Source organism: Caulobacter sp. CCNWLW153 (genome assembly GCF_036889365.1).
Taxonomy (GTDB): Bacteria; Pseudomonadota; Alphaproteobacteria; order Caulobacterales; family Caulobacteraceae; genus Caulobacter; species Caulobacter radicis.
The window spans coordinates 320,121-345,926 of sequence record NZ_JBAKFV010000004.1; the positions used below are offsets into that span (position 1 = coordinate 320,121).

Genomic DNA, 25,806 nt, shown 5'->3' on the forward strand with positions numbered 1-25,806 from the left:
GGACGCAAGATATTTCACATATCGCCACACGAACCCATCATATGGGATTTAATCGCCATCCCATCCACAGCCACGGACGAAACCCGGCTTGCGACGCAGCCGAGGCCCGACTATGTTCCGCGCCGCTTCTCACGGCCTTCCGTGTCGACAGCGGGCCGGTAGCTCAGTGGTAGAGCATTCGACTTTTAATCGAATGGTCCTGGGTTCGAATCCCAGCCGGCCCACCAAACTCTTCTCGAAAACCTGAACGAATTCAGCCCCGAACTGGACATCCAGCGGGGACCGGCGTCGCCGCGTTCATCCTGCCGCCCAATCTAGGCCGTAGTCGGCCCGCAACTTCCGCGACCTCTTCGGGGGGCTGTTCGATTCGCACGCGACACGGCGGATGACGACACGGCTTCTCGCGCGTTAGGGTCAAGTCATGCGAAGCCTGCTCCTCCTCGCCGCCGCGCTGCCCCTGCTGGTCGCCTGCGCCAGCACGCGCGAACCTGTTCCCCAGGTCTCCACGCCTCCGGCCGAGGTCGACAACCCCGACAAGATCCAGACCACCTCCGAGGCCAACAAGGACGGCCTTTCCGGCGCCGTCACCGCGCCGCTGCGCGACGTCAACCTGATGCGCACCAAGATCCCGGCCGTGCTGCTGGAGGCCATGCAGGACCCCTACGCCCGCCCCCAGCCCTCAAGCTGCGGCCAGCTGACCGCCCTGGTGAAGCCCCTCGACGCGGCGCTGGGGATCGACCTCGACCAGGTGCCGCCGGGCGAGGACGAGGACCTGATGGACCGCGGCCGCAGGGCCGCCGGCGACGCGGCCCTGGGGGCCATGGCCAGCGCGGCGCAAGACCTGATCCCGATGCGCGGCTGGGTCCGCAAGCTGTCGGGCGCCGAGAAGCACGACCGCATGGTCCAGTCGGCCATGGCCGCCGGCGCCGTGCGCCGCGCCTATCTCAAGGGCCTGGGCGAGGCGCGCGGCTGCATGCCGCCGGCCACGCCCCAGCACCGCGGCGAGGCCCTGCCCGAACCGGCCAAGAAGCGCCGCTTCCCGTTCATGGGCGGCAAGGATGAGCCGCCGCCCCCGCCGCCCAAGCCCAAGCCCTCGGTGGTCGGCCCCACCGTCGAGCCGATCCCTGACGTCCACGCCCCGCCGGCCGCGGAAGCCCCGCCCGAGGCCGCCAGGGGCAAGCGCAAGCCCGCCTACCCCATCACCCCCGTCCCCGCCCCGCCGCAACCGGTCCAGCCCGCGACGCCGCAAGGCCCGACGAGCGATTGAAACGCCCCAAGCGACCCTCTCCCGGAAGGGAGAGGGAGATGTGATGGGTTACGCGGCCAGCCCCGCCCGCCAATAGATCCTTCCCCTCTGGGGGAGGTGGCCCGGAGGGCCGGAGGGGCGGTTTCAGCTTTCCACGCGATCGCCTGCCCAAAGGGGAAGGCTCGCGGCGACGCCTAGTGCGAAATGCTCTTCCACACTGCCTTCGCCGCATCGACGAACGCCTTGGCCGCCGCGCTGTCGGGAGCCGCCAGGACCACCGGCCGGCCCGCGTCGCCCGCCTCGCGAACCGACATCTCGATCGGCACCTGGGCCAGCACCGGCGTGCCCAGAGCCTGCGCCTCGGCCACGCCGCCGCCCGAGCCGAAGATCGGGATCGGGGCGCCGGTCGCCGGGTCGGAGAAGAAGGCCATGTTCTCGATGAGGCCCAGGATCGGCGTCGCGGTCTTGGCGAACATCGCCGCCGCGCGGCGCGCGTCGATCAGGGCGATCTCCTGCGGCGTGGTGACCAGCACCACCCCGTCGATGCGCAGCTTCTGGACCAGGGTCAGGTGGATGTCGCCGGTGCCCGGCGGCAGGTCGACGACCAGCACGTCCAGCGGCTCGGCCTCGCTGCCCCAGGCCACGTCGTGGATCAGCTGGCGCACGGCCGACGAGGCCATCGGCCCGCGCCAGATCATCGCCCTGCCCTCGTCGACCATGAAGCCGATCGACATCAGCTTCACGCCGTGCGCCTGCATCGGCAGCAGCTTCTTGTCCTCGAAGGTCGGCTCGCCGTCGACGCCCATCATGCGCGGGGCCGAGGGGCCGTAGATGTCGGCGTCCAGCAGGCCCACCTTCAGGCCAAGCCCCGCCAGGGCGCAGGCCAGGTTGGTCGAGACCGTCGACTTGCCCACCCCGCCCTTGCCCGAGGCCACGGCGATGACATGGCGCACGTGAGCGGGCTTTTCCGAGGCCGGCGGCGGGCCGACCTGGGCCTGCGGGTCGTCGGCGACGCGGGCGCCCTTGCGCACCCGCGTGGTCTCGGCCGGGGCCTGAGCGGTCAGCACCACCTGGGCGCGGGTGATCCCCGGCAGCCCCGCCAGGGCCTTTTCAGCCGCCTCGCGCACCGCGGCATAGCCGCCGACGCGCGCGGCGGGAACCTCCAGCACGAACCCGGCCTTGCCCTCGCGCACCACCAGACCCTGCACCAGACCGGCCTTCACCAGACCAAGGCCGGTGGCCGGATCCTCGATCAGATCGAGGGCCGCGCGGGCGTCTTCGGGGGTCGTCGGGGAACTTGCGGTCACGTCTTTGTCTTGCCTTGTCGTGCGGGGGTCCTCATATCCGCGTACGGGGGGGCTTTTACAACCCCGCCATCCGCAAGAACGAGCGACGGGAAGATAGCGCCGCCCATGCCCTGGAACGACAACGCCGGACCCGGCCCCTGGGGTTCTCCCCCGCCGGGCGACGACAAGAACGACGGTGGGCGGAACAAGTCCGACCCCGGCCGCCGCCCCGCCTCCGGCCCGCCTGGCGTTCCACCGCCCCCGATCGACGTCAGCGAGCTGGTCGAGCGGGTCACCGAGCGCCTGCGCGCCACCTTCGGCGGCCCCGGCCGCGGCAAGGCGATCCTGCTGGGCGCCGGCGCCGTGATCGGCCTGTGGCTGCTGACGGGGACCTATGTCGTCCAGCCCAATCAGCAGGGCGTGGTCACCACCTTCGGCGCCTACAGCCGCACCAGCAATCCTGGCCTGCGCTATCACCTGCCCTGGCCGTTCGAGGCCGTGCAGCGCGTGCCCGTCACCTCGATCCAGACCCTCGACATCGGCGGCGTGCCCGGCGCCGAGGTGCCGGCCGAGCGCCTGATGCTGACCGGCGACGAGAACATCGTCGACCTGTCGTTCACCGTGCAGTGGCGCGTGTCCGACGCCGGCAAGTACGTGTTCAACGTCCGCGAGCCGAACGTCGTGCTCAAGGACGTGGCTGAAAGCGCCATGCGCGAGGTGGTCGGCAAGACCGCCCTCACCCCGATCCTCACCAACGGCCGCGGCGAGGTCGAGGCCCAGACCCGCCTGCTGATGCAGCGGGTGCTCGATCGCTACGATATCGGCGTCTATGTCGAGGGCGTTCGCATCCAGGTGGCCAACGCCCCCGAGCCGGTCGTCGACGCCTTCCGCGACGTGCAGCGCGCGGCCCAGAACGCCCAGTCGGCCGCCAACGTCGCCCGCGGCGAGGCCGCCCAGGTGATCCAGCAGGCCAAGGGTTACCGCGAGCAGGTGGTGCGCGAGGCCTCGGGCGACGCGGCCCGCTTCAACCAGGTCTACGACCAGTACAAGCTGGCCCCGGCCGTCACCCGCGAGCGCCTCTATATCGAGACCATGCAGCGCGTGCTGGCCAACTCCAACAAGGTGATCGTCGACAACAAGGGCGCCAACGCCCCGGTGATCCTGCCTTCGGACACCTTCCGCGCCAGGCCCGTCGCCCCGGCCGCCGCCGCCCCTGCCGCCACCGACGGAGTCGCCCGATGAGCCGCCCCGCCAGCAACACGCCCCTGATCGCCGCCGGCGTCGCCGCGGTCGGCGCGCTGATCCTCGTCAGCACGACGGTCTACAAGGTCGACCAGCGCCAGCAAGCCCTGGTGGTGCGCTTCGGCGACCCTGTCGCCGTGGTCACCGCGCCCGGCCTGCACCTGAAGTCGCCGATCGACAACGTGATGCGCTTCGACAAGCGCAACATCGACCTGTCGGCCAACCAGGAGGAAGTCACCGCCGCCGACCAGCAGAAGCTGGTGGTCGACGCCTTCGTCCGCTACCGGATCTCCGACACCCGCCAGTTCTTCCGGGCCCTGGGCAGCGAGACCGTGGCCCGCGACCGCCTGGACCGGATCGTCAACGCCGCCCTGCGCGAGCAGATCGGCCGCGCCGACTCCGGCGACGTGATCGCCGGCAAGCGCGCCGAGATCATGACCGCGATCCGCGACGAGGTGGCTCGCCAGGTCAAGGCCTCGGACCTCGGGATCCAGATCATCGACGTGCGCATCAAGCGCGCCGACCTGCCCGAGCCCAACCAGCAGGCCGTCTACGAGCGGATGCAGACGGCCCGCAAGCAGGAGGCCGCCGAACTGCGCGCCATCGGCGAGCAGCAGCGCCGCGAGATCGTCGCCACCGCCTACGAGGAAGCCGAGAAGATTCGAGGCGAGGCCGACGCCCAGCGCGCCCAGCTGTTCGCCTCCAGCTTCGGCCGCGACCCGTCCTTCGCCGCCTTCTACCGCTCGATGCAGGCCTACGAGCAGTCGATGGGCAAGGGCGACACCACCTTCGTCCTGTCGCCCGACAGCGCCTACTTCAAGTACTTCGAGAAGGGTCCGGGGGGCTGAGATCCTCCCCCTCTGAGGGAGATGGCCCGAAGGGCCGGAGGGGGCCGTTTTCAGCTCCCTCTGAGCCAGCCGACTTCCCCCTCAGTCGCTCCGCGACAGCTCCCCCTTCAGGGGGAGCGTCTTGTTCACCCCGCCCGCTTCAGCAGGTCCAGCACCACGTGCAGGCTGTCGGCGATGTGGACGCACTTCTCGTGCATCTCCTCGGTCGGATCGAGGATGTCGGGCACCATGATGGTCATCATCCCCGCCCCGTGCGCCGCGCGGACGCCGGGGTGGGAGTCCTCCAGCGCCAGGCAGGCCAGCGGATCGACGCCCAGCCGCTGGGCGGCCAGCAGGTAGGGATCCGGGTGCGGCTTGTGGCGCGTCACGTCGTGGTGGGCGACCACCGCGTGGAACCGGGGAAGGAGATCGAAGCGGCCCAGATACCGCTCCACCGCCGGCAGGCCGTTCGAGGTGGCGATGGCGCGGGGCAGGCCCAGCTCGTCCAGGTGGTCGAGGATTTCCTGCACGCCGTCCTTCAGCCGGATCTCGGCCTCGAGCAGCAGCTCGACGTCGGCCCACAGCCGCTCGAAGAACGGCTTGACGGGAAAGGTCTCGCCATAGAGGTCGCGCAGCATCACCGCGCATTCGGGATTGGTCTTGCCGACCATTGAGGCGTAGGTCGCCGCCGTGACCGGAACCCCGAACGCCTGGCCCGCGTCGATCATCGCGGCGCGATAGACGGTCTCGGTGTCGAGCAGCAGGCCGTCCATGTCGAAGACCACCGCCTCGACACGCCGCGGGAAGCTCACTGCGCGAACTCCTCGGCGCGATAGCCCTGGAAGTAGAGCAGCGCCGTCAGGTCGGCGTGGTCGACCTTCGCATGAGCACGGGCCGCGACGATCGGCTTGGCGCGGTAGGCCACGCCCAGGCCGGCGGCCTCGATCATCGCCAGGTCGTTGGCGCCGTCGCCCACGGCCAGGGCGTCGGCCGGCGTCAGGCCCAGCGCGGCGGTCTCTTCCTCGAGAGCGGCGAGCTTGGCCTCCTTGCCGAGGATCGGATCGCCGACCTCGCCGGTCAGGGCCGCATCGAGCTCGATCAGGGTGTTGGCGCGGTTCAGGTGGAAGCCGGCGGCCTGCGCCACCCGGCTGGTGAAGAAGGTGAAACCGCCCGAGACCAGGGCGCAGCGGGCGCCGTGGGCGGCCATGGTGCGCACCAGGATCTCGGCGCCGGGATTGAGCCGCACCCGCTCGTCGAAACAGGTCTGAAGGGCCGTGGTCGCCAGGCCCTTCAGCATGCCGACCCGCTCGCGCAGGGCGCCCTCGAAGGCCAGTTCGCCACGCATGGCGCGCTCGGTGATCTCGGAGACCTTGTCCTTGACGCCGGCGAAGTCGGCCAGCTCGTCCAGGCATTCGACGTTGATGATCGTCGAGTCCATGTCGGCGATCAGCAGGCGCTTCCTGCGGTTCAGGGCGGGCTGGATCGCGAAGTCGACCGGCTTGTCGCCGATGGCGGCGATCACCCGGTCTCGGACCGGGGCGGCCTCGCCCTCGAAGGTCACGTCCACGGCGTCCGGGCCGAGCGGAACGATCTGGCCCAGCGCAAGAGCGGCGGCGAAAGTTTCGGCCTCCGGGCCGACGAGGGTCAGGACGTGCATGGCGGGGCGGCTAAGCCAGTCGCCCCCCGCCGTCAACCCGGATTAGTTCGTGCTGATGCCCGTGCAACGCTGCAAGAGCGCCATGGCGGCCCGCTTGCCGGCGGTCTCGCTGCTCTCGCCAGGCTCGGGCTTGACGCTTTCGAACAGGAAACCCAGGCCGTCCTCATAGACCTTGGTCGGCTTGACCCCCTGCTCGGCGCCGTCCTCGAAGGCCTCGTCCATCATCATGCGCCCCTTGGCGCCGAAGGCCTCGAGCATGAACTGCGCGCCGCGACCGTCATTGCCCTTCTGGGCGAAGAGCTGCGGATAGCTGGTCGCCACCTTGCCCAGGATCACCAGCACCGCGCCGCAGCCGGCCTTCTCCCGCGAGGTCAGCTCGGCAGGCGGCGGCGCGGCCTGGGCGGCGGCCGGCGGCGGGGCCTTGGGCTTGGCCGCCTCGGTGGTGGCGGCCTGAACGGATCCGGCCGTCAGGAGGGCGACCATCGCGGCCGCGATCATGTATGTACGCTTCATGGACCGTGACGCCCCCCATGCAACCGTCGAAACGCCCTTTGCTCCCGACTCGCGCGTCTGGATGATCGCTGGCCCCACCGCCAGCGGCAAGTCGGCCTACGCCCTCGAGCTGGCCCAGCGCACGGGCGCCGAGATCATCAACGCCGACTCGATGCAGATCTATGCCGGCCTGCGCGTGCTGACGGCCGCTCCGGCTCCCGAGGAAGAAGCCCGCGCCCCGCACCACCTGTTCGGGGTCGCCGACGCGGCCGAGGGCTGGTCGGTCGGCCGCTGGCAGGCGGCGGCCGTCAGGACCCTGCACGACATCGCCGCTCGCGGCCGTCCCGCCATCGTCGTCGGCGGCACCGGCCTCTACTTCCGCGCCCTGACCCACGGCCTGGCCGACGTGCCGCCGGTGCCCGAAAGCCAGCGCGAGATCTCCGGCCTTCTCTACGCGGCCCAGGGCGAGGCCGCCTTTCGGGACCTGCTGCGCCCCCTGGACCCCGCCGCCGAGACCCGGATCGAGAGCGGCGACCGCCAGCGCCTGGTCCGCGCCCATGCCGTCGCCGTGGCCACGGGCCGCGCCCTGTCGGACTGGCAGGCCGACACCCGGCCCGCCTTGCAGCCCGGCGAATGGAGCGGCGTGGTCCTGGATCCGCCCCGCGCCGAGCTCTACGCCCGCTGCGACGCGCGCCTGAGCGTCATGATCGAGACCGGCGCGCTGGAAGAGGTTGCGGCGATGGAGGCGCGAGGCCTCGACCCGGCCCTGCCCGCCCTCAAGGCCGTCGGCTATCGCGAACTGGCCGCCCACCTGCGCGGCGAGACCAGCCTGGACCAGGCCCTCGACGCCGCCCGCCAGGAGACCCGTCGCTACGCCAAGCGCCAGCTCACCTGGTTCAGGAACCAGACGGCGGACTGGTTGCGACACTCGCCAACGCCCACGCCGTCCTGAAGCTTTGGCGCTCGCCGCCTGGACCGGCTTGGCATAGACGACACCGGCCTAACTGCAGGACTCGCCGTGACCGAACTCGCCCGCCTAGCCGCCGCCGTCGCCGAACGCCTCATCGAGCGGGGTGAAACCGTCGCCGTGGCGGAGTCCTCGGCGGGCGGCCTGATATCCTCGGCGCTTCTCGCCATGCCCGGCGCCTCGAAGTTCTACGCCGGCGGCGCGGTCGTCTACACCGCTCGTGCGCGGCTGACCCTGCTGGACATCCCCCAGAAGGCGATGGACGGCCTGCGCTCGGCGAGCGAGCCCTATGCCCTGCTGCTGGCCCGCGTCGTCGGAAAGAACCTCAAGGCGACCTGGGGGCTCTCGGAAACCGGCGCCGCCGGTCCCGAGGGCAACCGCCATGGCGACGCGGCCGGTCATGTTTGCCTCGCCGTGGTCGGCGCCGGCCAGGAGGTCAGTCTTACCGTCGAGACCGGCGTCGAAGACCGCGAGAGCAACATGCGCAGCTTTGCGGAGCAAGCTCTTGCCCTGCTGCTGCGAACCTTGAGCTGAAATTCGCGCCAGCATTTCGGCAAGGCGGCGCCATCGGGTCTTTTATTGCGTCAAAGCGCGCCTTGACGCCCCTTTACGAGCATGGCATTCCCCGATCATCCATTTGGAGCAACACTCGTGCGCACCACCATGATCGTACTTATGGAGCGGCCGTTCACGGCGTGACCTCGAAGTCACGTTGATAGATCGGTCGCGCGCACAAAGGTCCTTCGGGGCCTTTTTTCTTTTCCGCCGCCGCCAAAGCCCAGTTTCACGTCCATCCGGGACTTCCGCCATGACCGCCCACCAGACCATCGAGAGCAACGCTCCCGCAGACTCCGCGAACCGCGCCATGACCGGCGCCGAGATCGTGGTCCGCGGCCTCGTGGACCAGGGCGTCGAAGTCCTGTTCGGCTATCCTGGCGGCGCGGTCCTGCCGATCTACGACGCGCTGTTCCACGAGCCGCGCCTGCAGCACATCCTGGTCCGCCACGAGCAGGGCGCGACCCACGCCGCCGAAGGCTACGCGCGCTCGTCGGGCAAGCCGGGCGTCGTCCTGGTCACCTCGGGCCCGGGCGCGACCAACGCCATCACCGGCATCATGGACGCCCTGATGGACTCGATCCCGATGGTCGTCATCACCGGCCAGGTCCCCACCCACCTGATCGGCACCGACGCCTTCCAGGAAGCCGACACGGTCGGCATGACCCGCTCGTGCACCAAGCACAACTACCTGGTCAAAGACGTCCGCGACCTGCCCCAGATCATCCACGAGGCCTTCAAGATCGCCACCACCGGCCGTCCGGGCCCGGTGCTGATCGACATCCCCAAGGACGTCCAGTTCGCCAAGGGCGAATACTACGGCCCGACCGAGGTCGCCTCGAGCCACGCCTATTCGCCGCGCATCAAGGGCGACGCCAGCCGCATCGCCGAAGCCGCCAGGATGATCGCCCAGGCGCGCCGGCCGATCTTCTACACCGGCGGCGGCGTCATCAACGCCGGGCCCAAGGCCAGCCAGGCCCTGCGCGAGTTCGCCGCCCTGACCGGCGCGCCGGTCACCTCGACCCTGATGGGCCTGGGCGCGTTCCCGGCGGCTGATCCGGCCTGGCTGGGCATGCTGGGCATGCACGGCACGTTCGAAGCCAACAACGCCATGCACGACTGCGACGTGATGATCTGCGTCGGCGCCCGCTTCGACGACCGCGTCACGGGCCGCCTCGACGCCTTCTCGCCGGGCAGCAAGAAGATCCACATCGACATCGACGCCTCGTCGATCAACAAGAACGTCCGCGTCGACCTGCCGATCGTCGGCGACGCAGGCAGCATCCTGGAAGACCTGATCGAGGCCTGGAAAGCCGCCGGCCACCAGCCCAACAAGGCCGCCCTGACCGACTGGTGGGCCCAGATCGACGCCTGGCGCGCTCGCCAGTGCCTCGCCTACAAGCGCTCGGACACGGTCATCAAGCCGCAGTACGCCATCCAGCGCCTGTACGAACTGTCCAAGGACAAGGACGTCTACATCACCACCGAAGTCGGCCAGCACCAGATGTGGGCCGCGCAGTTCTTCCGCTTCGAGGAGCCGAACCGCTGGATGACCTCGGGCGGCCTGGGCACCATGGGCTACGGCCTGCCCGCCGCCCTGGGCGTGCAACTGGCGCACCCCAAGAGCCTGGTCGTCGACATCGCCGGCGAAGCCTCGATCCAGATGTGCATCCAGGAACTGTCGACGGCGATCCAGTTCGACCTGCCGGTCAAGATCTTCATCCTCAACAACGAATGGATGGGCATGGTCCGCCAGTGGCAGCAGTTGCTGCACGGCGAGCGCTATAGCCATTCCTATTCCGACAGCCTGCCCGACTTCGTGAAGCTGGCCGAAGCCTATGGCGCGGTCGGCATCCGCTGCTCGGATCCGGCCGAGCTCGACGCCAAGATCCTGGAGATGATCAACAGCGACAAGCCGGTGATCTTCGACTGCCGCGTCGAGAAGCACGAGAACTGCCTGCCGATGATCCCCTCGGGCAAGGCCCACAACGAGATGATCATGGGCGAGGTCGAAGACATCGGCAGCGTCATCGGCGAAGAGGGCGCGGGTCTGGTCTAGACGCCGGGCGCCATCCAAGGCCTGCTCTTCAGACTCGTCCGGAGTCGTCCATGCGCGCCACGCTTGTCATCGCCGCCCTGCCCCTGATGGCCGCCTCGGCGGCCTTCGCCCAGCCGCGCGTCGAGGTTCCGATCCAGCAGAGCGTGCTCGCCAATGGCGCGCCGCGCTATTGGGTCGAGCTGTCGATCGCCGGCGGCGCGCCGATCCGGGCCATGCTCGACACCGGCTCGACGGGCCTTCGCGTCCTGGCCGCCGATCCATCGGCCAAGGCCCTGCCCGCGGCCGGACCCGAACAGAACTACGGCTATACGTCCGGGGCGCGCTTCACCGGCCCGCCGGTCAGGGCCGCGATCGCCCTGGGCGAAGCCCGCACGCCCGACGACTTCGTCTTCCAGCGGATCGACAAGGCCGCCTGCGCCGAGGAACGCCCCGACTGTCCGGTCAGCGAGGTCGCGGCCGACAGGTACCGGATCGGCGGACGCGGCGAGAACGGCTTCGTCGCCATACTGGGGACCAACATGGGCGACGCCGACGCAGCCAATCCGCTGAAGGCGATGGCCCGTTCGTGGATCATCGAACTGCCCAAGACCGGATCCGACCGGCCGGGCCGCCTGATCCTCAACCCGACCAACGACGAAACCGCCGGCTTCACGGCCCTGCCGCTGGATCCCGTCTTCGCCAACCTGCGCGGCGGCTTCCACGACGCCGTGCCTGGCTGCGTGATCAAGGCCGGCGGCGAGACTTCGCTTTGCGGCCCGATGCTGCTCGACAGCGGCGCGCCGGTGGTCGAGGTGGCGCTCGGCGGCGACGCCAGGCCCGTGGCCTGGCCGGGCGGAACGAAGGCGAGGCTGACCATGGGGCGTCCGGGCGCGGCGGTGGCCATGCCCTTCGTCACCGACCAGGACCAGGCCTCGCGAGTAACCATCCGGGCCGGCAAGGGCCAGCCGCGCAACAGAATCTCCGCCGGCTCCCTGCCCTTCCAGGCCTTCGCCGTGCTTTATGATCCCCAGGCTCGAATCCTGGGGCTGAAACCCAGAACTCCGACGGAAACGCCATGACCGCAAACGTCCAACCCGCCCCCGCCTCGGCCTACGACCTCAGCCCCAACGAACAGGCCGAGCAGACCGCGACCTTCGCCCTGCTGGTCGACAACGAGCCGGGCGTGCTGCACCGCGTGGTCGGCCTGTTCGCCGCTCGCGGCTACAATATCGAGAGCCTCACGGTGGCCGAGACCGACCGCAAGGCCCACACCAGCCGCATCACCGTGGTCACCCGCGGCACGCGCCAGGTGCTCGACCAGATCGAGGCCCAGTTGAACAAGGTGGTCAATGTCCGTCGCGTGCACGACGTCACCCGCGACCCCAATGGCGTCGAGCGCGAGCTGGCCCTGGTCAAGGTGCGCGGTTCGGGCCCCGAACGGGTGGAAGCCCTGCGCATCGCCGACATCTTCCGCGCCAAGCCCGTGGACACCACGCTGGAAAGCTTCGTGTTCGAGATCTCGGGCGCACCGTCGAAGATCGACAAGTTCCTCGACCTGATGCGCCCGCTGGGCCTGGTGGAACTTTCCCGCACCGGGGTCCTTTCCATCGAACGGGGCTTCGAAGGGATGTAAGCCGCATGGGCGTCATCGGACCGGCCGTCATCGCGGGAGCCCTGGCGCTCGCGGCCCAGGCCCAGCCCGTCGCGCCCGTGGTTCCGGCCGCGCCCGCCCCGCCGCCCGATCCGGCGGTGTGGTGGTCGAACGAGATTCCGCGCCCTTCGTCGGAGGTCGACCCGCTGGCCGGCCGCCGGCTGGGGCGCAAGGAACAGCCCGTCCCGATCGATAACGGCGTCGATCCCCTGCTCTATCGCCTGTGGGGCCTGCAACCGCTGCAGACCCAGCTGGTGCGCGGCGGCGAGCTCGTGCTCGAGGCCTGGGCCCGTCCCGCGCGCGGCGTCCGCCAGGCGGTGGTGCGCGTCACGGTGCGCCGCGACGGCCGCGCCTTCGTCCAGGCCCGCGCGGGCCTGGGCTGCTGCAGCCCCGAGATCGGCCGACGTGTCGACATCAACGCCGAGCTGCCAGACGACCGCATCGCCGCGCTCAAGGCCCTGGCCGGCGATCCGGCCTGGGGCCAGCCCCGCAGCGTGATCGTCGACTACGGCGGCGGCGCGGTCGAAGGCGTCTGCGTCGACGGCGTCTCGTGGGACGTGACCCTGCTCGTTCCCGGCCAGGCCCGCCATCTGCGCCGCGCCTGCGACGACGCCGAGGTCGGCTCGATCGCCGGCGTCCTCTCGGCCGTGGTCAGCGCGGCGGCCGGTCGCGATCCGCTGTTCGACGCGGTGCTGCCGCGCGGCGGCGACTTCTCACGCCAGGCCCGGGCCTATGCCGACCTCAAGGCCCAGGGCGGCCAGTTGAAGGCTGGAACCTCCAGCCGCCCGCAGCCGCCGGCCGTGCCGGTCGCCGAAGACGAGCCCGACTCGGTCGAGCCGCCCGCTCCCGCCACGCCCGAGCCCCGCTGACCGCAGATCCGTAGGATCGTGCAATCAACCCGGAGCATCGCTCTACCGGCTGGACAGCCGGCCGGGTCATAGTGGCCTCGTTCCGCCGTAGCTCCCCTGCGGCGCTCCCCCAAAACCAAACCCCAAATCAAAGCTTGGCCATGACCCGCCACATGCCCCGTCGCGCGACGGCGGCGCCGCGCTGGTTCGCCGTCGCCCTCTGGGCCGGCGCCTGTGCGATGGCCGCCCTGCCCGCTCTGCTCTCGTCCGCTTCCACCTGGAGGATCCTGCCATGATGATCGATCACCTCCCCGTCTCCGGCGTCTGGTCCTCGCCCGATGGCCGCTTCAGCCTGGAACTGCACCCCGACGGCCGCTTCGTCGAAGTCCACGCCAACCCTGACGGCGTCTTCACGGGCGCATATGTCCTGGTCGGCGAAACCCTGAAGCTGTTCGAGGATCACGGCGCCGTGGTCACCGGTCGCCTGTCCGACGGCCGCCTCAGCCTGGGGACGGTTTAGCCGCGCCCCTTCCATCCGCGGGCCCGAAGGCCTATATTCAGTTTGTCCGGCTTCGGCCGAACTATGGGGATAAACGCGCACGTAATAAGCGGACTGGACCCGGGTGCGATTCCCGGCGGCTCCACCAAATCTCTCCCGAGTTATCACGGGACTGCATGGGGCCGATCAGCATCGACAGACGTGTAAAGGTGTTTGCTTTCTCTCGGCTTGGCCCACCGTTTCGGGCCTTTAAACTAAATGCGAACGATAACTTCGCTGAAGAGTTCGCTGTCGCCGCGTAATGCGGCGCCGGTGAATTCGCCTCTTAAGTCCTAGGGGTTCAGATCCCTAGGCGGGGCCCGGAGGGAGCCTGGCAACAGAATCCCTTCACTTCCCCAGAATGTGGACGGCTCCCTCCTCTTGTTCAAAAGTGGAACGGGGGAGCCTGGCAACAGAATCCCTTCACTTCCCCCAGAATGTGGACGGCTCGCTTTCTTCCGTATCCAACGGATGCAGGGACGCTGGTGGCGGAAATCCGCCACTTTTCGAGCCCGCCGGCCGTCCTCGAAAATTTGTACGCCGCTACCGTATACGGGCGCCTTTGCCGCAGCCCCGCGACGGGTTACGCTGGCGGCTGGATTTGTCGTTTTTGCTTTATCGAAGACCCATGGCCCGCACTCCTCCGACCGAAGACCTGATGCAGTACGAGGCCATGGCCCAGGACGCCCTGCGCGGCGTCGTGAAGGCCGCGCTGAAGAAGGCCGCCGCGCCCGGCGGCCTGCCCGAGCCGCACCATCTCTACATCACCTTCAAGACCCAGGCCGCCGGCGTCTCCGCGCCGCAGGACCTGCTCGGCAAGTATCCCGACGAGATGACGATCATCCTGCAGCACCAGTACTGGGACCTGGCGCCGGGCGAGACCTTCTTCTCGGTGACGCTGAAGTTCGGCGGCCAGCCCAAGCGGCTGTCGATCCCGTACGCCGCCGTGACCCGCTTCTACGATCCGTCCGTGCAGTTCGCCCTGCAGTTCGAGGCGCCCGAGATCGAGCCCGCGCCGGTCGAGCCGGAGCCCGAGCCGACCCCGCCCCCCGCCGACGGCGACGAGGCCCCCAAGATCATCTCCCTCGATCAGTTCCGGAAGAAGTAGGCCTTGAACGACGTCGTCTCGGAGGAGAAGAGCGCTCTTACCGACGAGGCGATCCTCGCCCGCTTCACGGCTTCCAAGAACGCGCCGCCCAGCGCCCTGACGCTGGGCTTCAAGCTCATCGCCGTCAGCCAGGCCGATCGGCGCGTCGAGATCGCCTTCGACGCCCGCGCCGGCCGGCTGGCCAATCCGATGGGCCAGGTCCAGGGCGGTTTCGTCTGCGCCATGCTGGACGAGTGCATGTCGGTGGCCGGACTGATCACCTCGGGCATGACCCACGTGGTTCCCACGCTCGAAATGAAGACCAGCTTCCTGCGGCCGGCCATGCCCGGCCCGCTGCGCGGCGTCGGCCGCGTGGTGAAGTGGGGACGCACGGTCTGCTTCATGGAAGGCGAGCTTTACGACGCCGAGGGCCGGTTGCTGGCCACGTCGACGGGCACGGCCCTGCCGACGCCCTTCGCCAAGTTCAAGAAATAGGCGCGCCATGGCCCGGACGGCGAACCTCCTCATTGGCCTGCTGCTAACCTGCCTGGCCATCGCGCCCGCCCATGCCGAAGGGCCGTTCGACCGTTGGGCCGCCGTCGTGGTGGCCGGCGACTTCCGCGCCCATTCCGGCGGCTCGACCGAGGCCTTCGACAATGCCCGTCGCGACGTCTCTCAAAGCCTGACCGCCCTAGGCTTCCCCGCCCCGGCCCAATTCTCGACGCGTCCGAAGCGCTACCCGTCCCAAGGCGTCGCGTCGTCAGATCCCAAGTCGATCCAGGCCGGCCTGGCCTCGGCCGCTGAGGCCTCTCCCGCCGGCTGCTTCGTCTACATCACCTCGCACGGCGCCCCCGAGGGCGTGGTGATGGGCGACAAGGTCCTGCGCCCCCAGCGCCTGGCGGCGATGGTCGACGGCGCCTGCCCGGGCCGCCCCTCGATCGTGGTCGTCTCGGCCTGCTTCTCGGGCGTGTTCGTGCCCGCGCTGGAACGCGACGACCGCATGATCCTGACCGCCGCGCGCCCTGACCGCACCTCGTTCGGCTGCGGCGAGAGCGATCGCTACCCCTATTTCGACGACTGCTTCCTGGCTGAGATCGGCAAGGCCCGCGACTTCGTCGCCCTAGGCCGGGCGGTGCAGGCCTGCGTTGCCCGCAAGGAAGTCGACACCGGCATGACCCCGCCGTCGGAACCGCAGATGTGGATCGGCCCGGAACTACGCCCATTGCTGCCGCTCTACACCTTCGCCAAGGCGCGAAAGCCGGCGCCGACGCCGGCTGCTTCGTCGCCGCCGGCTGGAAACTGAACAGCCCGACTGACGCAGCGGCAGTTTTCTTCCCGGCGCCGGTGTCCCTCGCCGCGCGAATTGGCCTAAGAAGGCCCTGAGGGGCTCTATCGGCGAGGTGGGATACGTGACGTTGCGTTTGTCGTCCAAGGTCGCGCGGTGCGCGGCGGTCGTGGGAATCTGGCTGGGTGGCGCGAGCAGCGCCACGAGCCAAGGCACGGCGCCGACAGCCCCCATATCGACCGCGCCGCGCGCTTCTGCGCCCGCTCCGGCGACGACCACGCCGAGGACCGCGCCGCCCGTTCGCGCGACGCGTCCGCTCGCGCCGGCCGCCGCGCCCGCCGCGCCCGCCGCGACCCTTTCCGTCGCTCCCGCACTCCCCGGCGTCATGCCCCTGCCCGCGCCTGAACTGGAGGCCTTCGTCGACGGCTTCGTCCGCCGCTCGATGAACCAGGATCACATCGCCGGCGTCACCGTTTCGGTGGTGCAGAACGGACAGGTCGTGCTGAAGAAGGGCTACGGCGTCGCCAGCCTGTCGGGCGGTCGCCGGGTCGACCCGGACCGCACGCTGTTCCGCATCGGCTCGATCTCCAAGACCTTCACCTGGATCGCCCTGCAGAACGAGATCGACGCCGGCCGCATCCGCCCCGACACGCCGATCAACGTCTACCTGCCCGAGAAGCTGCAGGTGCGCGACCAGGGCAAGAAGAACCCGGTGCGTGTGCGCGACCTCTACAACCACACGCCCGGCTTCGAGGACCGCGCCCTGGGCCAGTTGTTCGAGCGCGACGAGCGTCGCATCCGGCCCCTGGACGTCTATCTGCGCCAGGAACGCCCCAACCGGGTGCGCGAGCCCGGCGTGCTGCCGGCCTATTCGAACTATGGCGTCGCCCTGGTCGGCGCGGCCCTGGCCAACACCGGCGCCAAGCCGTTCGAAGACCTGATCGCCGAGCGCGTGATCGTTCCCGCGGGCCTGACCCGCACCACTTTCCGCGAGCCGCGCGCCTGGCGCGACGACCTGCCCGCGCCGATGGCCCCCGCTTTGGCCGCCGACATGGCCGAAGGCTATCGCTGGACTCCGCTGGGCCTGCAGGCCCAGCCGGTGGAGTTCATCGGCCAGATCGCGCCGGCCGGCTCGGCCTCGAGCACCGCCGCCGACATGGCCCGCTACATGACCCTGCTGCTGAACGGCGGGACGATCGACGGCCGCACCGTGTTTTCGGCCCGCGCCGCCCAGGCCTTCCGCACGCCCAGCTATCGGCCCGCGGCCGGCGCCGCCGGCCTGAACAGCGGCTTCCAGGACATCGCCCTGCCCGGCAATCGCCGCGGCTTCGGCCATGCCGGCGCCACCCTGTGGTTCCACTCCAACATGGTCATCGCGCCCGACCTGGGCCTGGGCGTCTTCGTCTCGGTCAACACCGACACCGGCCAGAGCCTGCCGGCCACCCTGCCGTCGGCGATCGTCGAGCGCTTCTACGCTCCGGCCAAGGCCGTGCCGGCCTTCACGCCGCTCTCGGCCGAGGCGGCGGCCGTCTACGAGGGCGACTACCTGACCGACCGCCGCGCCTATGGCGGTCTGGAGGGCTTCGTGAACCGCCTGATCGGCGTGGCCAAGGTCCGCGCCAGCGCCCAAGGGGGCCTGGCCATCACCACCGACGGCCAGACCCGCCTGTGGCTTCCCACCGACCGCGAGGACGTCTTCAAGGCCGCCGACAGCGCCGACATGCTGGTCTTCCAGCGCCAGGACGGCGCGGCCGCGCGGTTCTTCGCGCCCTCCGGCGTCGCCGCCTACGAGCGGGTCGGCCCGCTGTTCAAGCAGGGCGTCCTGGCCGGCATGACCCTGCTGGCCGCCCTGGCCTCGATCGCCACCCTGGCCGGCGTGTTCGTGCGCAGCCGCCGCGACACCCGCCAGACCACCAGCCAGGCCCGCGCCAGCCTGCTGCAGACCACCCAGGCGGTGCTGTGGCTGACGGCGATCGCCTGCGTGGGCGCCTTCGCGCTGGGCTCGGGCGACGTGGCCGCCGTGGTCTTCGGCTGGCCCAGCGGCTGGCTGCTGACGGCCTCGGCCTGCGCCTTCATCGCCACCCTGCTGACCCTGCTGACCCTGGCCATGGTGCCAGTCGTCTGGCGCGGCGGCCGTCGCGTCGACAGCTGGAACGACCTGCGCAAGCTGTGCTTCACGGTCACGGCGCTGATCTTCATCGGCTTCTCCGTGGTGCTGGCCGCCTGGGGCTTCCTCGAGTTCTGGAACACCTGATCCGGCACGCCGCATGCAGGCTCCCCCGTCGTGGCGACGATGGGGGAGTTCGCGCGTGTCGAAACGGAACGTCTGTATCCTGGCCGGGGCAGGCCTCGGCGTCTGGCTGGCCGCGACGCTGTTCTACGGGGCCTTCGGGACCGAACTGATCGAACGGGCCTTCTGGTTCTACGCCCTCAACGCCTTCCTGGCCGCGACGCTGGGCGCCTTCGCCTTCCAGGCCGTCGCGCGCCTGCTGCGCATTCCCCGCGCGAGACGCCTGTATCCGGCGATGGCTTTCGCCCTGCCCGGCTTGGCTGCGGCGAACCTGATCCTGCTGGGCCTCGTGCCCCTGGCGCCCGGCGCTGAACCCTCCAGCCTGGGGCGCTATCTCGCCTTCCTGATCGTGCTCTATATCTCGATCGGCGCGTCAGTCTTCGAGCGTGCCCCGCAGAAAGCGCGACTCTAGCTTTCGCACCACGATCACGATCCGCTCGCGCTCGCCCGGGCGCCGCTCCACCAGCAGCCGGGCGACCTGGGCGTCGTCATGGAAGGCGTAGCCCTTGATGGCGTCGAGCAGGGCCTTGGCCAGGTTGTCGAGGTCCAGCCACGGCGGCTCGCCGACGAACTCCATGCCGATCTCGACCGAAAACTCGCCCCAGGCGGGCCGCGAACCGCGCCAGCTCTTGCGGAAAAACTCGTAGATCAAGGGCTTGTAGTATTTGGCCTGCGTGGTCAGGCCGTCGACCACGATGGTCAGCTCGCCCCCGGCCTCGCGGGCGCGAACCTTGCCGTGATGCGTCCAGTCGTCTTGCAAGCGCGAGGCCTCCAGGCCCGCCGTCGCGGCGGGCGTCGAAGCGCTGTCTACGCGGCCCGGGCCTAGAGGCGCAAATGGATCCCGCGCCGATGCAGCGGGATCAGGATCGCCAGGATGAAGGCCAGCACCGCCAGGGCGCAGGCCAGGGACGCGGCCTTCGGATCAGGGATGACCCGCAAGGCCAGGTCATAAACAAGCCCTTGGGCCGAGTTCCCGCCCGGCAGCACGGGCATGGAGCCGAAGATCCCCAGCAGTTGCGAGAGGATGAAGGCCAGGATGGCGTTGCCGCCGAAGATGGTCAGCGGCGCGGCCAGTTTCAGCGCCGGCTTCAGTCCCGCCAGCAGGTCGAGCACGAACAGGGCCGCCATCGACAGGCCGCTGCTCAACAGGGCGAAGCTGGGCGTCCAGATCGACTTGTTGATCGGCATGATGTCGTCTAGCAGCAGGCCGCCGGCGATCAGCCCGGCGGACAGCAGGGCCAGGCCGATGCGGCTGGCGCCGCCCCGCGCCAGCAGGGCGGCGGCGATCGCGCCAATCAGCACGTTGACGGCGGCCGGCAGGGTCGAGAGCAAGCCTTCGGGATCGTAGGTGACGCCGACGCCTGCCGTCGTGCCGTGCTTCCAGAGGTGCGGGATGGTGATCACCGCCCGATCGATGAAGGCCGGCAGCGAGCCATGGGAGTCGAGCCTTCCCGCGCCGAAACCCGGTACCGGAACGAAGGCCAGCAGCGCCCAGTAGGCGGCCAGCAGCGCGAGGGCGGCCACGGTGACGGCGATGAAACTGAACTTCAGGCGGCTTCCGGCGCGCGGCGCGGCCAGCATGCAGATCACCACGCCCAGCGCGTAGCAGAGGCCGATACGCTGCAGGATGCCCGGCAGGCGAAGATGGGCCAGATCGAACTTCGGCAGGGCGTTGAGCAACAGGCCCAGCAGGATCAGCATCGCCGTGCGCCGCGCGACCTTGATCCAGAAGCCCGCCGAGGCGCGGTCGCCGGGCGTCAGGCGCGGGACGGACAAGCCGATGGCCATGCCGACGCAGAACAGGAAGGTCGGGAAGACGAGATCGGCCGGCGTCCAGCCATGCCACGGCGCGTGAGCCAGCGGCGCGTAGACCTGGCTCCATGATCCCGGGCTGACCACGATGATCATCCCGGCCACGGCCAGACCACGCAGAAGATCCAGCGCGACGATCCGACCGCCGCCCTTGCCCGACGCCATGTACGCTTCCCCCGAACACTTTTTCTGGGCGCGGAGGGTTCGCATGCTCGCGCCTGGTGTCAACCGGCGTCGGGAGCGTTGCCCTGGCGGCCCTCAGGGTCTAGACCCCCCGTCGACCGTTTTCCGGGAGACCCGCATGACCGCCACGCGCACCGAGACCGACACCTTCGGCCCCATCGAAGTCGCCGCCGACCGCTACTGGGGCGCGCAAGCCCAGCGCAGCCTCGGCAACTTCAAGATCGGCTGGGAAAAGCAGCCGCTGCCGGTCGTTCGGGCCCTGGGCATCGTCAAGCGCGCCGCCGCCGAGACCAACCACAAGCTCGACAAGCTGGACGCGGCCATCAAGGACGCCATCGTCCAGGCCGCCAACGAGGTGATCGAAGGCAAGCTGAACGACCACTTCCCGCTGGTCGTCTGGCAGACCGGTTCGGGCACCCAGTCGAACATGAACGCCAACGAGGTGATCTCGAACCGCGCGATCGAGATCCTGGGCGGCGAGATGGGCTCCAAGAAGCCCGTCCACCCGAACGACCACGTCAACATGAGCCAGTCGTCGAACGACACCTATCCGACGGCGATGCACGTGGCCTGCGCCGAGCAGATCGTCTCGGACCTGCTGCCGGCCCTCAAGCATCTGCACGCGGCCCTGAAGGCCAAGTCGGAAGCCTGGGCGGAAATCATCAAGATCGGCCGCACCCACACCCAGGACGCCACCCCGCTGACGCTGGGCCAGGAATTCGGCGGCTACACCCAGCAGGTCGAAAACGGCATCGAGCGCATCGAGAGCACCCTGCCCAAGCTGATGCAGCTGGCCCAGGGCGGCACCGCCGTCGGCACCGGCCTGAACGCGCCGATCGGCTTCGCCGAGGGCGTGGCCGAGGCCATCGCCGCCATCACCGGCCTGCCCTTCACGACCGCTCCGAACAAGTTCGAAGCCCTGGCCGCCCACGACGCCATGGTGTTCAGCCACGGCGCCATCAACACGGTCGCCGCCTCGCTGTTCAAGATCGCCAACGACATCCGCTTCCTGGGCTCGGGCCCCCGCGCGGGCCTGGGCGAACTGGCCCTGCCGGAAAACGAGCCCGGCTCGTCGATCATGCCGGGCAAGGTCAACCCGACCCAGTGCGAAGCCCTGACCCAGGTCTGCGTGCAGGTGTTCGGCAACCACGCCGCCCTGACCTTCGCCGGCAGCCAAGGTCACTTCGAGCTGAACGTCTTCAACCCGGTGATGGCCTACAACTTCCTGCAGTCGGTGCGCCTGCTGGCCGACGCGGCGATCAGCTTCACCGACAACTGCGTGGTCGGCATCGAGCCGCGTATCGACAACATCCAGAAGGGTGTCGAGAACTCGCTGATGCTGGTCACGGCCCTGAACGGCCGCCTGGGCTACGACATCTGCGCCAAGATCGCCAAGACCGCGCACAAGAACGGCACGACCCTGCGCGAAGAAGCCGTCGGCGGCGGCTACCTGACGAACGAAGAGTTCGACCAGTACGTCCGGCCGGAAAAGATGGTCTCGCCGGGCTGAGGCCCGTCCGACCTAGAGACTGACACGACGGGGCGGCGCATTCGCGTCCGCCCCGTTTTCGTATCCCGGCCGTGGCGAACCGATGCTATGCGGGAGATCGCATGACCGGTCTTGTCCGTCCCTACTGGATCGAAGCCCGCTTCGAGCGCGGCGAAGGCTGGAACCCCTCCGCCTATCCGTTCGACCTGCCGATTGTCCGTGGGCTCGACAGCCTAGCCTTCCATCCACGCGTGACGTTCCTGGTCGGCGAGAACGGCTCGGGCAAGTCGACCTTGATCGAGGCCCTGGCCGTGGCCTGGGGCTTCAACGCCGAGGGCGGATCGACCGGCGTCAACTTCTCCACCCGCGCCTCGCACTCACCGCTCAGCCAGCACATCCGCAAGGTCCAAGGACATCTGCGGCCCATCGACGGCTACTTCCTGCGGGCCGAGAGCTTCTTCAACGTGGCCAGCTACATCGAGGAGGTCGGCGTCTCGGGCTACGGTCAGGTTCCGCTGCACGAGCAGTCGCATGGCGAAGCCTTCTTCGCCCTGTTCGACAACCGCTTCCGAGGCGACGGCCTCTATATACTCGACGAGCCGGAAGCAGCCCTGTCGCCGAGCCGCCAGCTGTCGTTCCTGGCGCGCCTGCACGAGCTGGTGCTTGCGAGGTCGCAGTTCATCATCGCCACCCACTCGCCGATCCTGCTGGGCTACCCGGACGCCTGGATCTACCAGGCCTCGGAGCGCGGCCTGGAGCGGGTGGACTACGAGGACACCGAGCACTTCCAGGTGACCCGCAACTTCCTCAATAGACGCCAGACCTTCCTGGACGTGCTGCTGTCTGCCGACGACGAGGCGTGATAGCCTTTCGTCCATGGGCAAGCCCGAACTCGACATCGGTATCGATCCAGAGCTCCTGGCGCAGGCCAAGCGGCTGGGAATTTCGATCGCCGGCATGAGCGAGACCCAACTGCGGCTGCACCTCCAGAAGGTCGACCCGGCCGGCGCGGAGCAACGCGCCAGGCGCTGGGCCGAGGAGAACGCCGAGGCGCTGCGCCACTATCGCGAACGGGTCGAGGCCGAAGGCGCATTCGGCGACGACCTGCGGGCATGGTGATCAGGCAGTTCGACGTCTTCCCCAATCCCTCGTCGCGGACACGGGCCGCTGCGCCGTACGTAGTTGTACTCCAGTCGCATCACGCCGGCGACCTGCCCACCGTGGTCGTAGCGCCGCTCTATCTGCCCCACGCCGCCTTGCCGCTTAGCGAACTTTCCGCCGCGGTCGAGGTTCAAGGTCAGGCCCTGTTGGCTTTCGTTCCCGAACTGGTCGGCGCGCCCGTCACCCTGCTCCGCCAGCGCATCACCTCCCTCGCCGCCCACGAGGACGCCATCCGCCGCGCCCTCGACCGACTGTTCACCGGCTTCTAGCGGCGCACCACCGTGCGGCCGATCGGCGCCAGGGCGATGTAGGCCAGTTGCAGGTCCTTGATGGCGAACGGGATGCCGATGATGCTGATGGCCTCGGCCACGGCGATCAGCAGGTGGGTGAGCGCGATGTACCAGCCGCCCAGCACGAACCAGATCAGGTTCAGCAGGAAGCCCATCGGACCGGTGCCGATGTCGCTTCTACCGGTGACGATCTCGCGGCTGACGATCTCCTTGCCGAACGGCCAGAAGGCGAAGCCGGCGATGCGCCAGGCCGCGCCGGCATAGGGCAGGCCGACGATGGTGATCGCCAGCAGCAGGCCGCCCAGCAGCCACAAGAGGCCCGACAGCCAGCCGCCGAGGAAGAACCAGAGCAGGTTGAGGATGAAGCGGATCATCACGGTCCTTTCGTCTGGGTGAAGACTTGGGATGTGGTCGCGGCGTTGTCGAGCTTGGCGGGGCGACCTTACGGCGAATTCACCGCAGCAGCTGCCAGCGCCTGGCCCAGCGCCCCTTCCCGAACCGTGACAGCGCCAGGAGGTAGAGGCCGGCATAGACGACGACGCCCAGGCCGATCAACGCCCAGCTCCACGGACCGGGCGCATGCCATGTCGGGGCCGTGGTCAGCCAGTCGTGCGGCGGCGAGGTCAGCTCCAGCCAGAGGCCGCCGACCCAGGCGATCGAGAACAGGGCCACGGCCGGATAGCGCAGGATCGGGCTCTTCTGCACCAGCAGCAGGAACTGGATGAAGATCGCGGCCAGGGCGGCGGCGAAACCAGCCAGCCAGGGCTGCCAGGTTCCCGGCGCCAGGCGCGCCGCACCGAGGCCCGCGAACAACGGCGCCCACAGCAGCGGGCCGAAGAAGAGAAGAATGAGGGCCAGGCCGACCAGGACCCCGACCCCGCCGCCGATCACCTTGCCGGCCGCCTCACCCGCGGCGTGCGCGCCGTGGTGGCGGTCAACGCCGTGGGGATCGCCGGACGGGTTGTAGCCCTTCGCCATCAGGCCCGGCGGCTGACCGCGAAGTCGGCGAGGCTCTCGAGGCTTTCGCGCCAGTCATTGGCCGGGAAGACCGCCAGGGCCGCCTTGGCCTTGTCGGCGTACTCGGCGGCCAGGTCCAGCGTAGCGTCCAGGGCGCCCGTGCCGATGATCAGCTCGCGAGCGCGACGGAAGTCGGCCTCGGTCTGCTCGCGGCGGCCGATGGCGCGCTCCCAGAACTCGGCCTCGCGCGGACCCGAGCGGGCGATGGCCAAGAGCAGCGGCAGCGTCGCCTTGCCTTCGCGGAAGTCGTCGCCGGCGTTCTTGCCCAGGGTCTCGGTGGCGCCGCCGTAGTCGAGGGCGTCGTCGGCCAGCTGGAAGGCCAAGCCGAGGCTCATGCCGTAGTCGCGCAGGGCCTTGGACTTTTCGGCGTCGACCCCGGCCGACACCGCGCCGGCCTCGGCGGCGGCGGCGAACAGTTCGGCGGTCTTGGCCGCGATGATCTCGAGATAGACCGCCTGCGACAGGTTGAGGTCGTGGCTGCGCATCAGCTGCAGCACTTCGCCCTCGGCGATGACGCGGCTGGCCTGGGCCAGGATCTGCAGGGCGCGCATCGAGTCGGTCTCGACCATCAGCTCGAAGGCGCGGGCGAACAGGAAGTCGCCGACCAGGACGCTCTGGGCCGCGCCCCAGATCAGGTGCGCGGCGACCTTGCCGCGACGCAGCTGGCTGCCGTCGACCACGTCGTCGTGCAACAGGGTCGCGGTGTGGATGAACTCGACGGCGGCGGCCAGCTTCAGGCAGTGCTCGTTGTCCGAACCGGCCAGGCGCGCGGCGGCCACGGTCAGCAGCGGGCGCAGGCGCTTGCCGCCGGCGGCGATCAGGTGCTCGGCCAGGGCCGGGATCACCGGAACGTCGCTTTGCATGCGATCGGTGATCAGGCGGTCCACGCCGCCCATGTCGGCGGCGGCCAGGCGCACGAGACGATCCACCGATCCCGGCTGACGGGCGAGGGTCGCTGCAGCTGCGTCCAAGACCATGTACTCCTCAGGCGACGCCGCTTGTAGCGCCATGGGCGTTGCGAGCGACAATGGTGGCGGGATAGGTCAGGGTCAAGGCGAGCACAAGGCCCGAAACGTTGTCCGACCCCACCTCTGTTCCTTCCGTCACCGAAGACCGTGTCCTCGACGGACGCGTGAAGCTTCGCCAATCGGCCGCCGGATACCGGGCCGGGCTGGATGCGGCCCTGCTGGCGGCCGCCTGCGACGCCGGCGACGGCGAACGCGTCGTCGAGGCCGGATGCGGCGTCGGCGCGGCTTTGCTGGCCGCGGCGACCCGTCGCCCGGGCGCGCGATTCGTCGGGCTGGAGCGCGATCCGGCCGCCGCCGCCCTGGCGCGCGAGAACGCCGCGCTGAACGGCCTGGCCGAGCGGGTGGAGGTCGTCGAGGGCGACGTGGCGGCCGGCTTCCGGGCGCTGGCCCTGCCCGTCTTCGACGCGATGATGAGCAATCCCCCGTTCTTCGACGACCCCAAGACCCTGCGCGCCCCGGCGCCGGAGAAGACCGGCGCCTGGATGGCCGATGCGGGGCTGGCCGCCTGGACCGCCTTCGCGCTGAAGGCGGTGCGAGAGGGCGGGACCATCACCCTGATCCACCGCGCCGACCGCCTGGCCGATATCCTGGCCCTGCTGGCCCCCAAGGCCGGCTCGTTCCGCATCCGCCCGATCCAGCCCTTCGCCGACACGCCGGCCAAGCGCGTGCTGGTGCGGGCGGTGAAGACCGGCAAGGCGCCGCTGGTGCTGCTGCCGGCCCTGGTGCTGCACGAGCGCGGCGGGAGCAAGCACTCGACGCAGGCCGAGGCGATCCTGCGAGGTGAAGCGGCGCTGGACTGGTGAGGTGACGAACCTCC

The 25,806-nt window shown here is 69.6% G+C and carries 30 protein-coding genes, 1 tRNA gene and 1 other RNA gene; 23 read left to right on the top strand and 9 right to left on the bottom strand.

The genetic code is table 11. The features are described 5' to 3' along the window. Positions 1-152: 152 nt before the first annotated feature. A tRNA-Lys gene (locus V6S85_RS09020) sits at positions 153-227 on the top strand. Between the two features lie 194 nt (positions 228-421). Further along, entirely contained in the window at positions 422-1,267 is an 846-nt protein-coding gene (locus V6S85_RS09025; protein ID WP_334348740.1) for a hypothetical protein, read from the top strand. A 173-nt stretch (positions 1,268-1,440) separates the two neighbouring features. On the opposite strand, the gene V6S85_RS09030 is transcribed toward V6S85_RS09025, so the two are convergent. Beyond that, positions 1,441-2,553 (bottom strand): Mrp/NBP35 family ATP-binding protein, encoded by a 1,113-nt coding sequence (locus V6S85_RS09030; RefSeq protein ID WP_334348741.1) that lies wholly within the window; start codon positions 2,551-2,553, stop codon positions 1,441-1,443. Positions 2,554-2,658: 105 nt separating this feature from the next. On the opposite strand from V6S85_RS09030, the gene hflK reads away from it, so the two are divergent. Both hflK and hflC read left to right on the top strand, forming a co-directional pair. Continuing rightward, positions 2,659-3,774 (top strand): FtsH protease activity modulator HflK, encoded by a 1,116-nt coding sequence (hflK, locus tag V6S85_RS09035; RefSeq protein WP_116570118.1) that lies wholly within the window; start codon positions 2,659-2,661, stop codon positions 3,772-3,774. Then, positions 3,771-4,622 carry a protease modulator HflC gene (hflC, locus tag V6S85_RS09040; RefSeq protein ID WP_116570119.1) on the top strand — a complete coding sequence of 284 codons (852 nt, stop codon included), beginning with the start codon at positions 3,771-3,773 and terminating at the stop codon, positions 4,620-4,622. The genes hflK and hflC overlap by 4 nt, the downstream gene beginning before the upstream one ends. 125 nt (positions 4,623-4,747) lie before the next feature. Here hflC and V6S85_RS09045 read toward each other — a convergent pair whose 3' ends face one another. From V6S85_RS09045 to V6S85_RS09055, 3 genes are read right to left on the bottom strand one after another with little or no spacing between them, the layout of a single operon-like run. Then, on the bottom strand, positions 4,748-5,413 hold the full coding sequence (locus tag V6S85_RS09045; protein WP_334348742.1) for an HAD family hydrolase: 666 nt from the start codon (positions 5,411-5,413) through the stop codon (positions 4,748-4,750). Then, the gene (gene serB, locus V6S85_RS09050) at positions 5,410-6,258 is read right to left on the bottom strand and encodes a phosphoserine phosphatase SerB (RefSeq protein WP_334348743.1); all 849 of its coding nucleotides are present in this window, start codon (positions 6,256-6,258) and stop codon (positions 5,410-5,412) included. Before serB ends, V6S85_RS09045 begins: the two co-directional genes overlap by 4 nt. A gap of 42 nt (positions 6,259-6,300) precedes the next feature. Next, positions 6,301-6,771, bottom strand: a complete 471-nt coding sequence (locus tag V6S85_RS09055; protein WP_133244848.1) for a hypothetical protein — start codon at positions 6,769-6,771, stop codon at positions 6,301-6,303. A 61-nt stretch (positions 6,772-6,832) separates the two neighbouring features. Here V6S85_RS09055 and miaA point away from each other — a divergent pair, with 61 nt between their 5' ends. From miaA to V6S85_RS09120, 14 genes are all read left to right on the top strand, one after another. Then, positions 6,833-7,702 (top strand): tRNA (adenosine(37)-N6)-dimethylallyltransferase MiaA, encoded by an 870-nt coding sequence (gene miaA / locus V6S85_RS09060; protein WP_442885650.1) that lies wholly within the window; start codon positions 6,833-6,835, stop codon positions 7,700-7,702. Between the two features lie 66 nt (positions 7,703-7,768). Next, the gene (locus V6S85_RS09065) at positions 7,769-8,251 is read left to right on the top strand and encodes a CinA family protein (protein ID WP_116570123.1); all 483 of its coding nucleotides are present in this window, start codon (positions 7,769-7,771) and stop codon (positions 8,249-8,251) included. A 117-nt stretch (positions 8,252-8,368) separates the two neighbouring features. Beyond that, the gene (locus V6S85_RS26555) at positions 8,369-8,416 is read left to right on the top strand and encodes a hypothetical protein (protein ID WP_370444040.1); all 48 of its coding nucleotides are present in this window, start codon (positions 8,369-8,371) and stop codon (positions 8,414-8,416) included. Positions 8,417-8,525: 109 nt separating this feature from the next. Continuing rightward, complete coding sequence (locus tag V6S85_RS09070; protein WP_334348745.1) at positions 8,526-10,331, top strand: acetolactate synthase 3 large subunit; 1,806 nt, start codon at positions 8,526-8,528, stop codon at positions 10,329-10,331. 50 nt (positions 10,332-10,381) lie between these two features. Further along, positions 10,382-11,389 (top strand): hypothetical protein, encoded by a 1,008-nt coding sequence (locus V6S85_RS09075; protein WP_334348746.1) that lies wholly within the window; start codon positions 10,382-10,384, stop codon positions 11,387-11,389. Beyond that, positions 11,386-11,943 carry an acetolactate synthase small subunit gene (ilvN, locus tag V6S85_RS09080; protein WP_101717566.1) on the top strand — a complete coding sequence of 186 codons (558 nt, stop codon included), beginning with the start codon at positions 11,386-11,388 and terminating at the stop codon, positions 11,941-11,943. Before V6S85_RS09075 ends, ilvN begins: the two co-directional genes overlap by 4 nt. A gap of 5 nt (positions 11,944-11,948) precedes the next feature. Next, complete coding sequence (locus tag V6S85_RS09085) at positions 11,949-12,830, top strand: hypothetical protein (RefSeq protein WP_334348747.1); 882 nt, start codon at positions 11,949-11,951, stop codon at positions 12,828-12,830. 271 nt (positions 12,831-13,101) lie between these two features. Further along, positions 13,102-13,329: an Atu4866 domain-containing protein gene (locus tag V6S85_RS09090; RefSeq protein ID WP_243410693.1), complete on the top strand. Its 228-nt coding sequence runs from the start codon at positions 13,102-13,104 to the stop codon at positions 13,327-13,329. Between the two features lie 5 nt (positions 13,330-13,334). Beyond that, positions 13,335-13,700: a transfer-messenger RNA gene (gene ssrA, locus V6S85_RS09095) on the top strand. A gap of 275 nt (positions 13,701-13,975) precedes the next feature. Then, positions 13,976-14,455, top strand: coding sequence for an SspB family protein (locus V6S85_RS09100; protein WP_109099326.1), 480 nt, complete (start codon positions 13,976-13,978; stop codon positions 14,453-14,455). A 3-nt stretch (positions 14,456-14,458) separates the two neighbouring features. Continuing rightward, a complete protein-coding gene (locus V6S85_RS09105) occupies positions 14,459-14,929 on the top strand; it encodes a PaaI family thioesterase (RefSeq protein ID WP_334348748.1) in 471 nt (156 codons plus the stop codon). Between the two features lie 7 nt (positions 14,930-14,936). Then, on the top strand, positions 14,937-15,737 hold the full coding sequence (locus V6S85_RS09110; protein WP_334348749.1) for a C13 family peptidase: 801 nt from the start codon (positions 14,937-14,939) through the stop codon (positions 15,735-15,737). Positions 15,738-16,104: 367 nt separating this feature from the next. After that, positions 16,105-17,973 carry a serine hydrolase domain-containing protein gene (locus tag V6S85_RS09115; RefSeq protein ID WP_334348750.1) on the top strand — a complete coding sequence of 623 codons (1,869 nt, stop codon included), beginning with the start codon at positions 16,105-16,107 and terminating at the stop codon, positions 17,971-17,973. A 55-nt stretch (positions 17,974-18,028) separates the two neighbouring features. Beyond that, complete coding sequence (locus V6S85_RS09120) at positions 18,029-18,421, top strand: hypothetical protein (RefSeq protein WP_116570129.1); 393 nt, start codon at positions 18,029-18,031, stop codon at positions 18,419-18,421. On the opposite strand, the gene V6S85_RS09125 is transcribed toward V6S85_RS09120, so the two are convergent. Together V6S85_RS09125 and V6S85_RS09130 are read right to left on the bottom strand one after the other, a co-directional pair. Beyond that, on the bottom strand, positions 18,383-18,769 hold the full coding sequence (locus V6S85_RS09125; RefSeq protein ID WP_101711910.1) for a RusA family crossover junction endodeoxyribonuclease: 387 nt from the start codon (positions 18,767-18,769) through the stop codon (positions 18,383-18,385). The genes V6S85_RS09120 and V6S85_RS09125 overlap by 39 nt on opposite strands. A 62-nt stretch (positions 18,770-18,831) precedes the next feature. Beyond that, complete coding sequence (locus V6S85_RS09130; RefSeq protein WP_334348751.1) at positions 18,832-19,986, bottom strand: acyltransferase family protein; 1,155 nt, start codon at positions 19,984-19,986, stop codon at positions 18,832-18,834. A 136-nt stretch (positions 19,987-20,122) separates the two neighbouring features. Between V6S85_RS09130 and fumC the strand changes: the two genes are divergently transcribed. The 4 genes from fumC (at position 20,123) to V6S85_RS09150 (ending at position 22,923) form a co-directional block, all read left to right on the top strand. Beyond that, positions 20,123-21,514 (top strand): class II fumarate hydratase, encoded by a 1,392-nt coding sequence (fumC, locus tag V6S85_RS09135; protein WP_334348752.1) that lies wholly within the window; start codon positions 20,123-20,125, stop codon positions 21,512-21,514. 101 nt (positions 21,515-21,615) lie between these two features. Next, positions 21,616-22,356, top strand: a complete 741-nt coding sequence (locus V6S85_RS09140) for an AAA family ATPase (RefSeq protein ID WP_334348753.1) — start codon at positions 21,616-21,618, stop codon at positions 22,354-22,356. A 13-nt stretch (positions 22,357-22,369) separates the two neighbouring features. Beyond that, entirely contained in the window at positions 22,370-22,612 is a 243-nt protein-coding gene (locus tag V6S85_RS09145; RefSeq protein WP_334348754.1) for a type II toxin-antitoxin system CcdA family antitoxin, read from the top strand. Next, positions 22,606-22,923 (top strand): CcdB family protein, encoded by a 318-nt coding sequence (locus tag V6S85_RS09150; RefSeq protein ID WP_334348755.1) that lies wholly within the window; start codon positions 22,606-22,608, stop codon positions 22,921-22,923. The genes V6S85_RS09145 and V6S85_RS09150 overlap by 7 nt, the downstream gene beginning before the upstream one ends. Here V6S85_RS09150 and V6S85_RS09155 read toward each other — a convergent pair. From V6S85_RS09155 to V6S85_RS09165, 3 genes are all read right to left on the bottom strand, one after another. Beyond that, entirely contained in the window at positions 22,920-23,318 is a 399-nt protein-coding gene (locus V6S85_RS09155) for a YccF domain-containing protein (RefSeq protein WP_116570134.1), read from the bottom strand. The genes V6S85_RS09150 and V6S85_RS09155 overlap by 4 nt on opposite strands. A gap of 79 nt (positions 23,319-23,397) precedes the next feature. Next, positions 23,398-23,922 carry a hypothetical protein gene (locus V6S85_RS09160; RefSeq protein WP_116570135.1) on the bottom strand — a complete coding sequence of 175 codons (525 nt, stop codon included), beginning with the start codon at positions 23,920-23,922 and terminating at the stop codon, positions 23,398-23,400. After that, a complete protein-coding gene (locus tag V6S85_RS09165) occupies positions 23,922-24,932 on the bottom strand; it encodes a polyprenyl synthetase family protein (protein WP_165829101.1) in 1,011 nt (336 codons plus the stop codon). The genes V6S85_RS09160 and V6S85_RS09165 overlap by 1 nt, the downstream gene beginning before the upstream one ends. Positions 24,933-25,036: 104 nt before the next feature. On the opposite strand from V6S85_RS09165, the gene V6S85_RS09170 reads away from it, so the two are divergent. Further along, entirely contained in the window at positions 25,037-25,792 is a 756-nt protein-coding gene (locus tag V6S85_RS09170; protein WP_334348756.1) for a tRNA1(Val) (adenine(37)-N6)-methyltransferase, read from the top strand. The last annotated feature ends 14 nt before the right edge of the window (positions 25,793-25,806 follow it).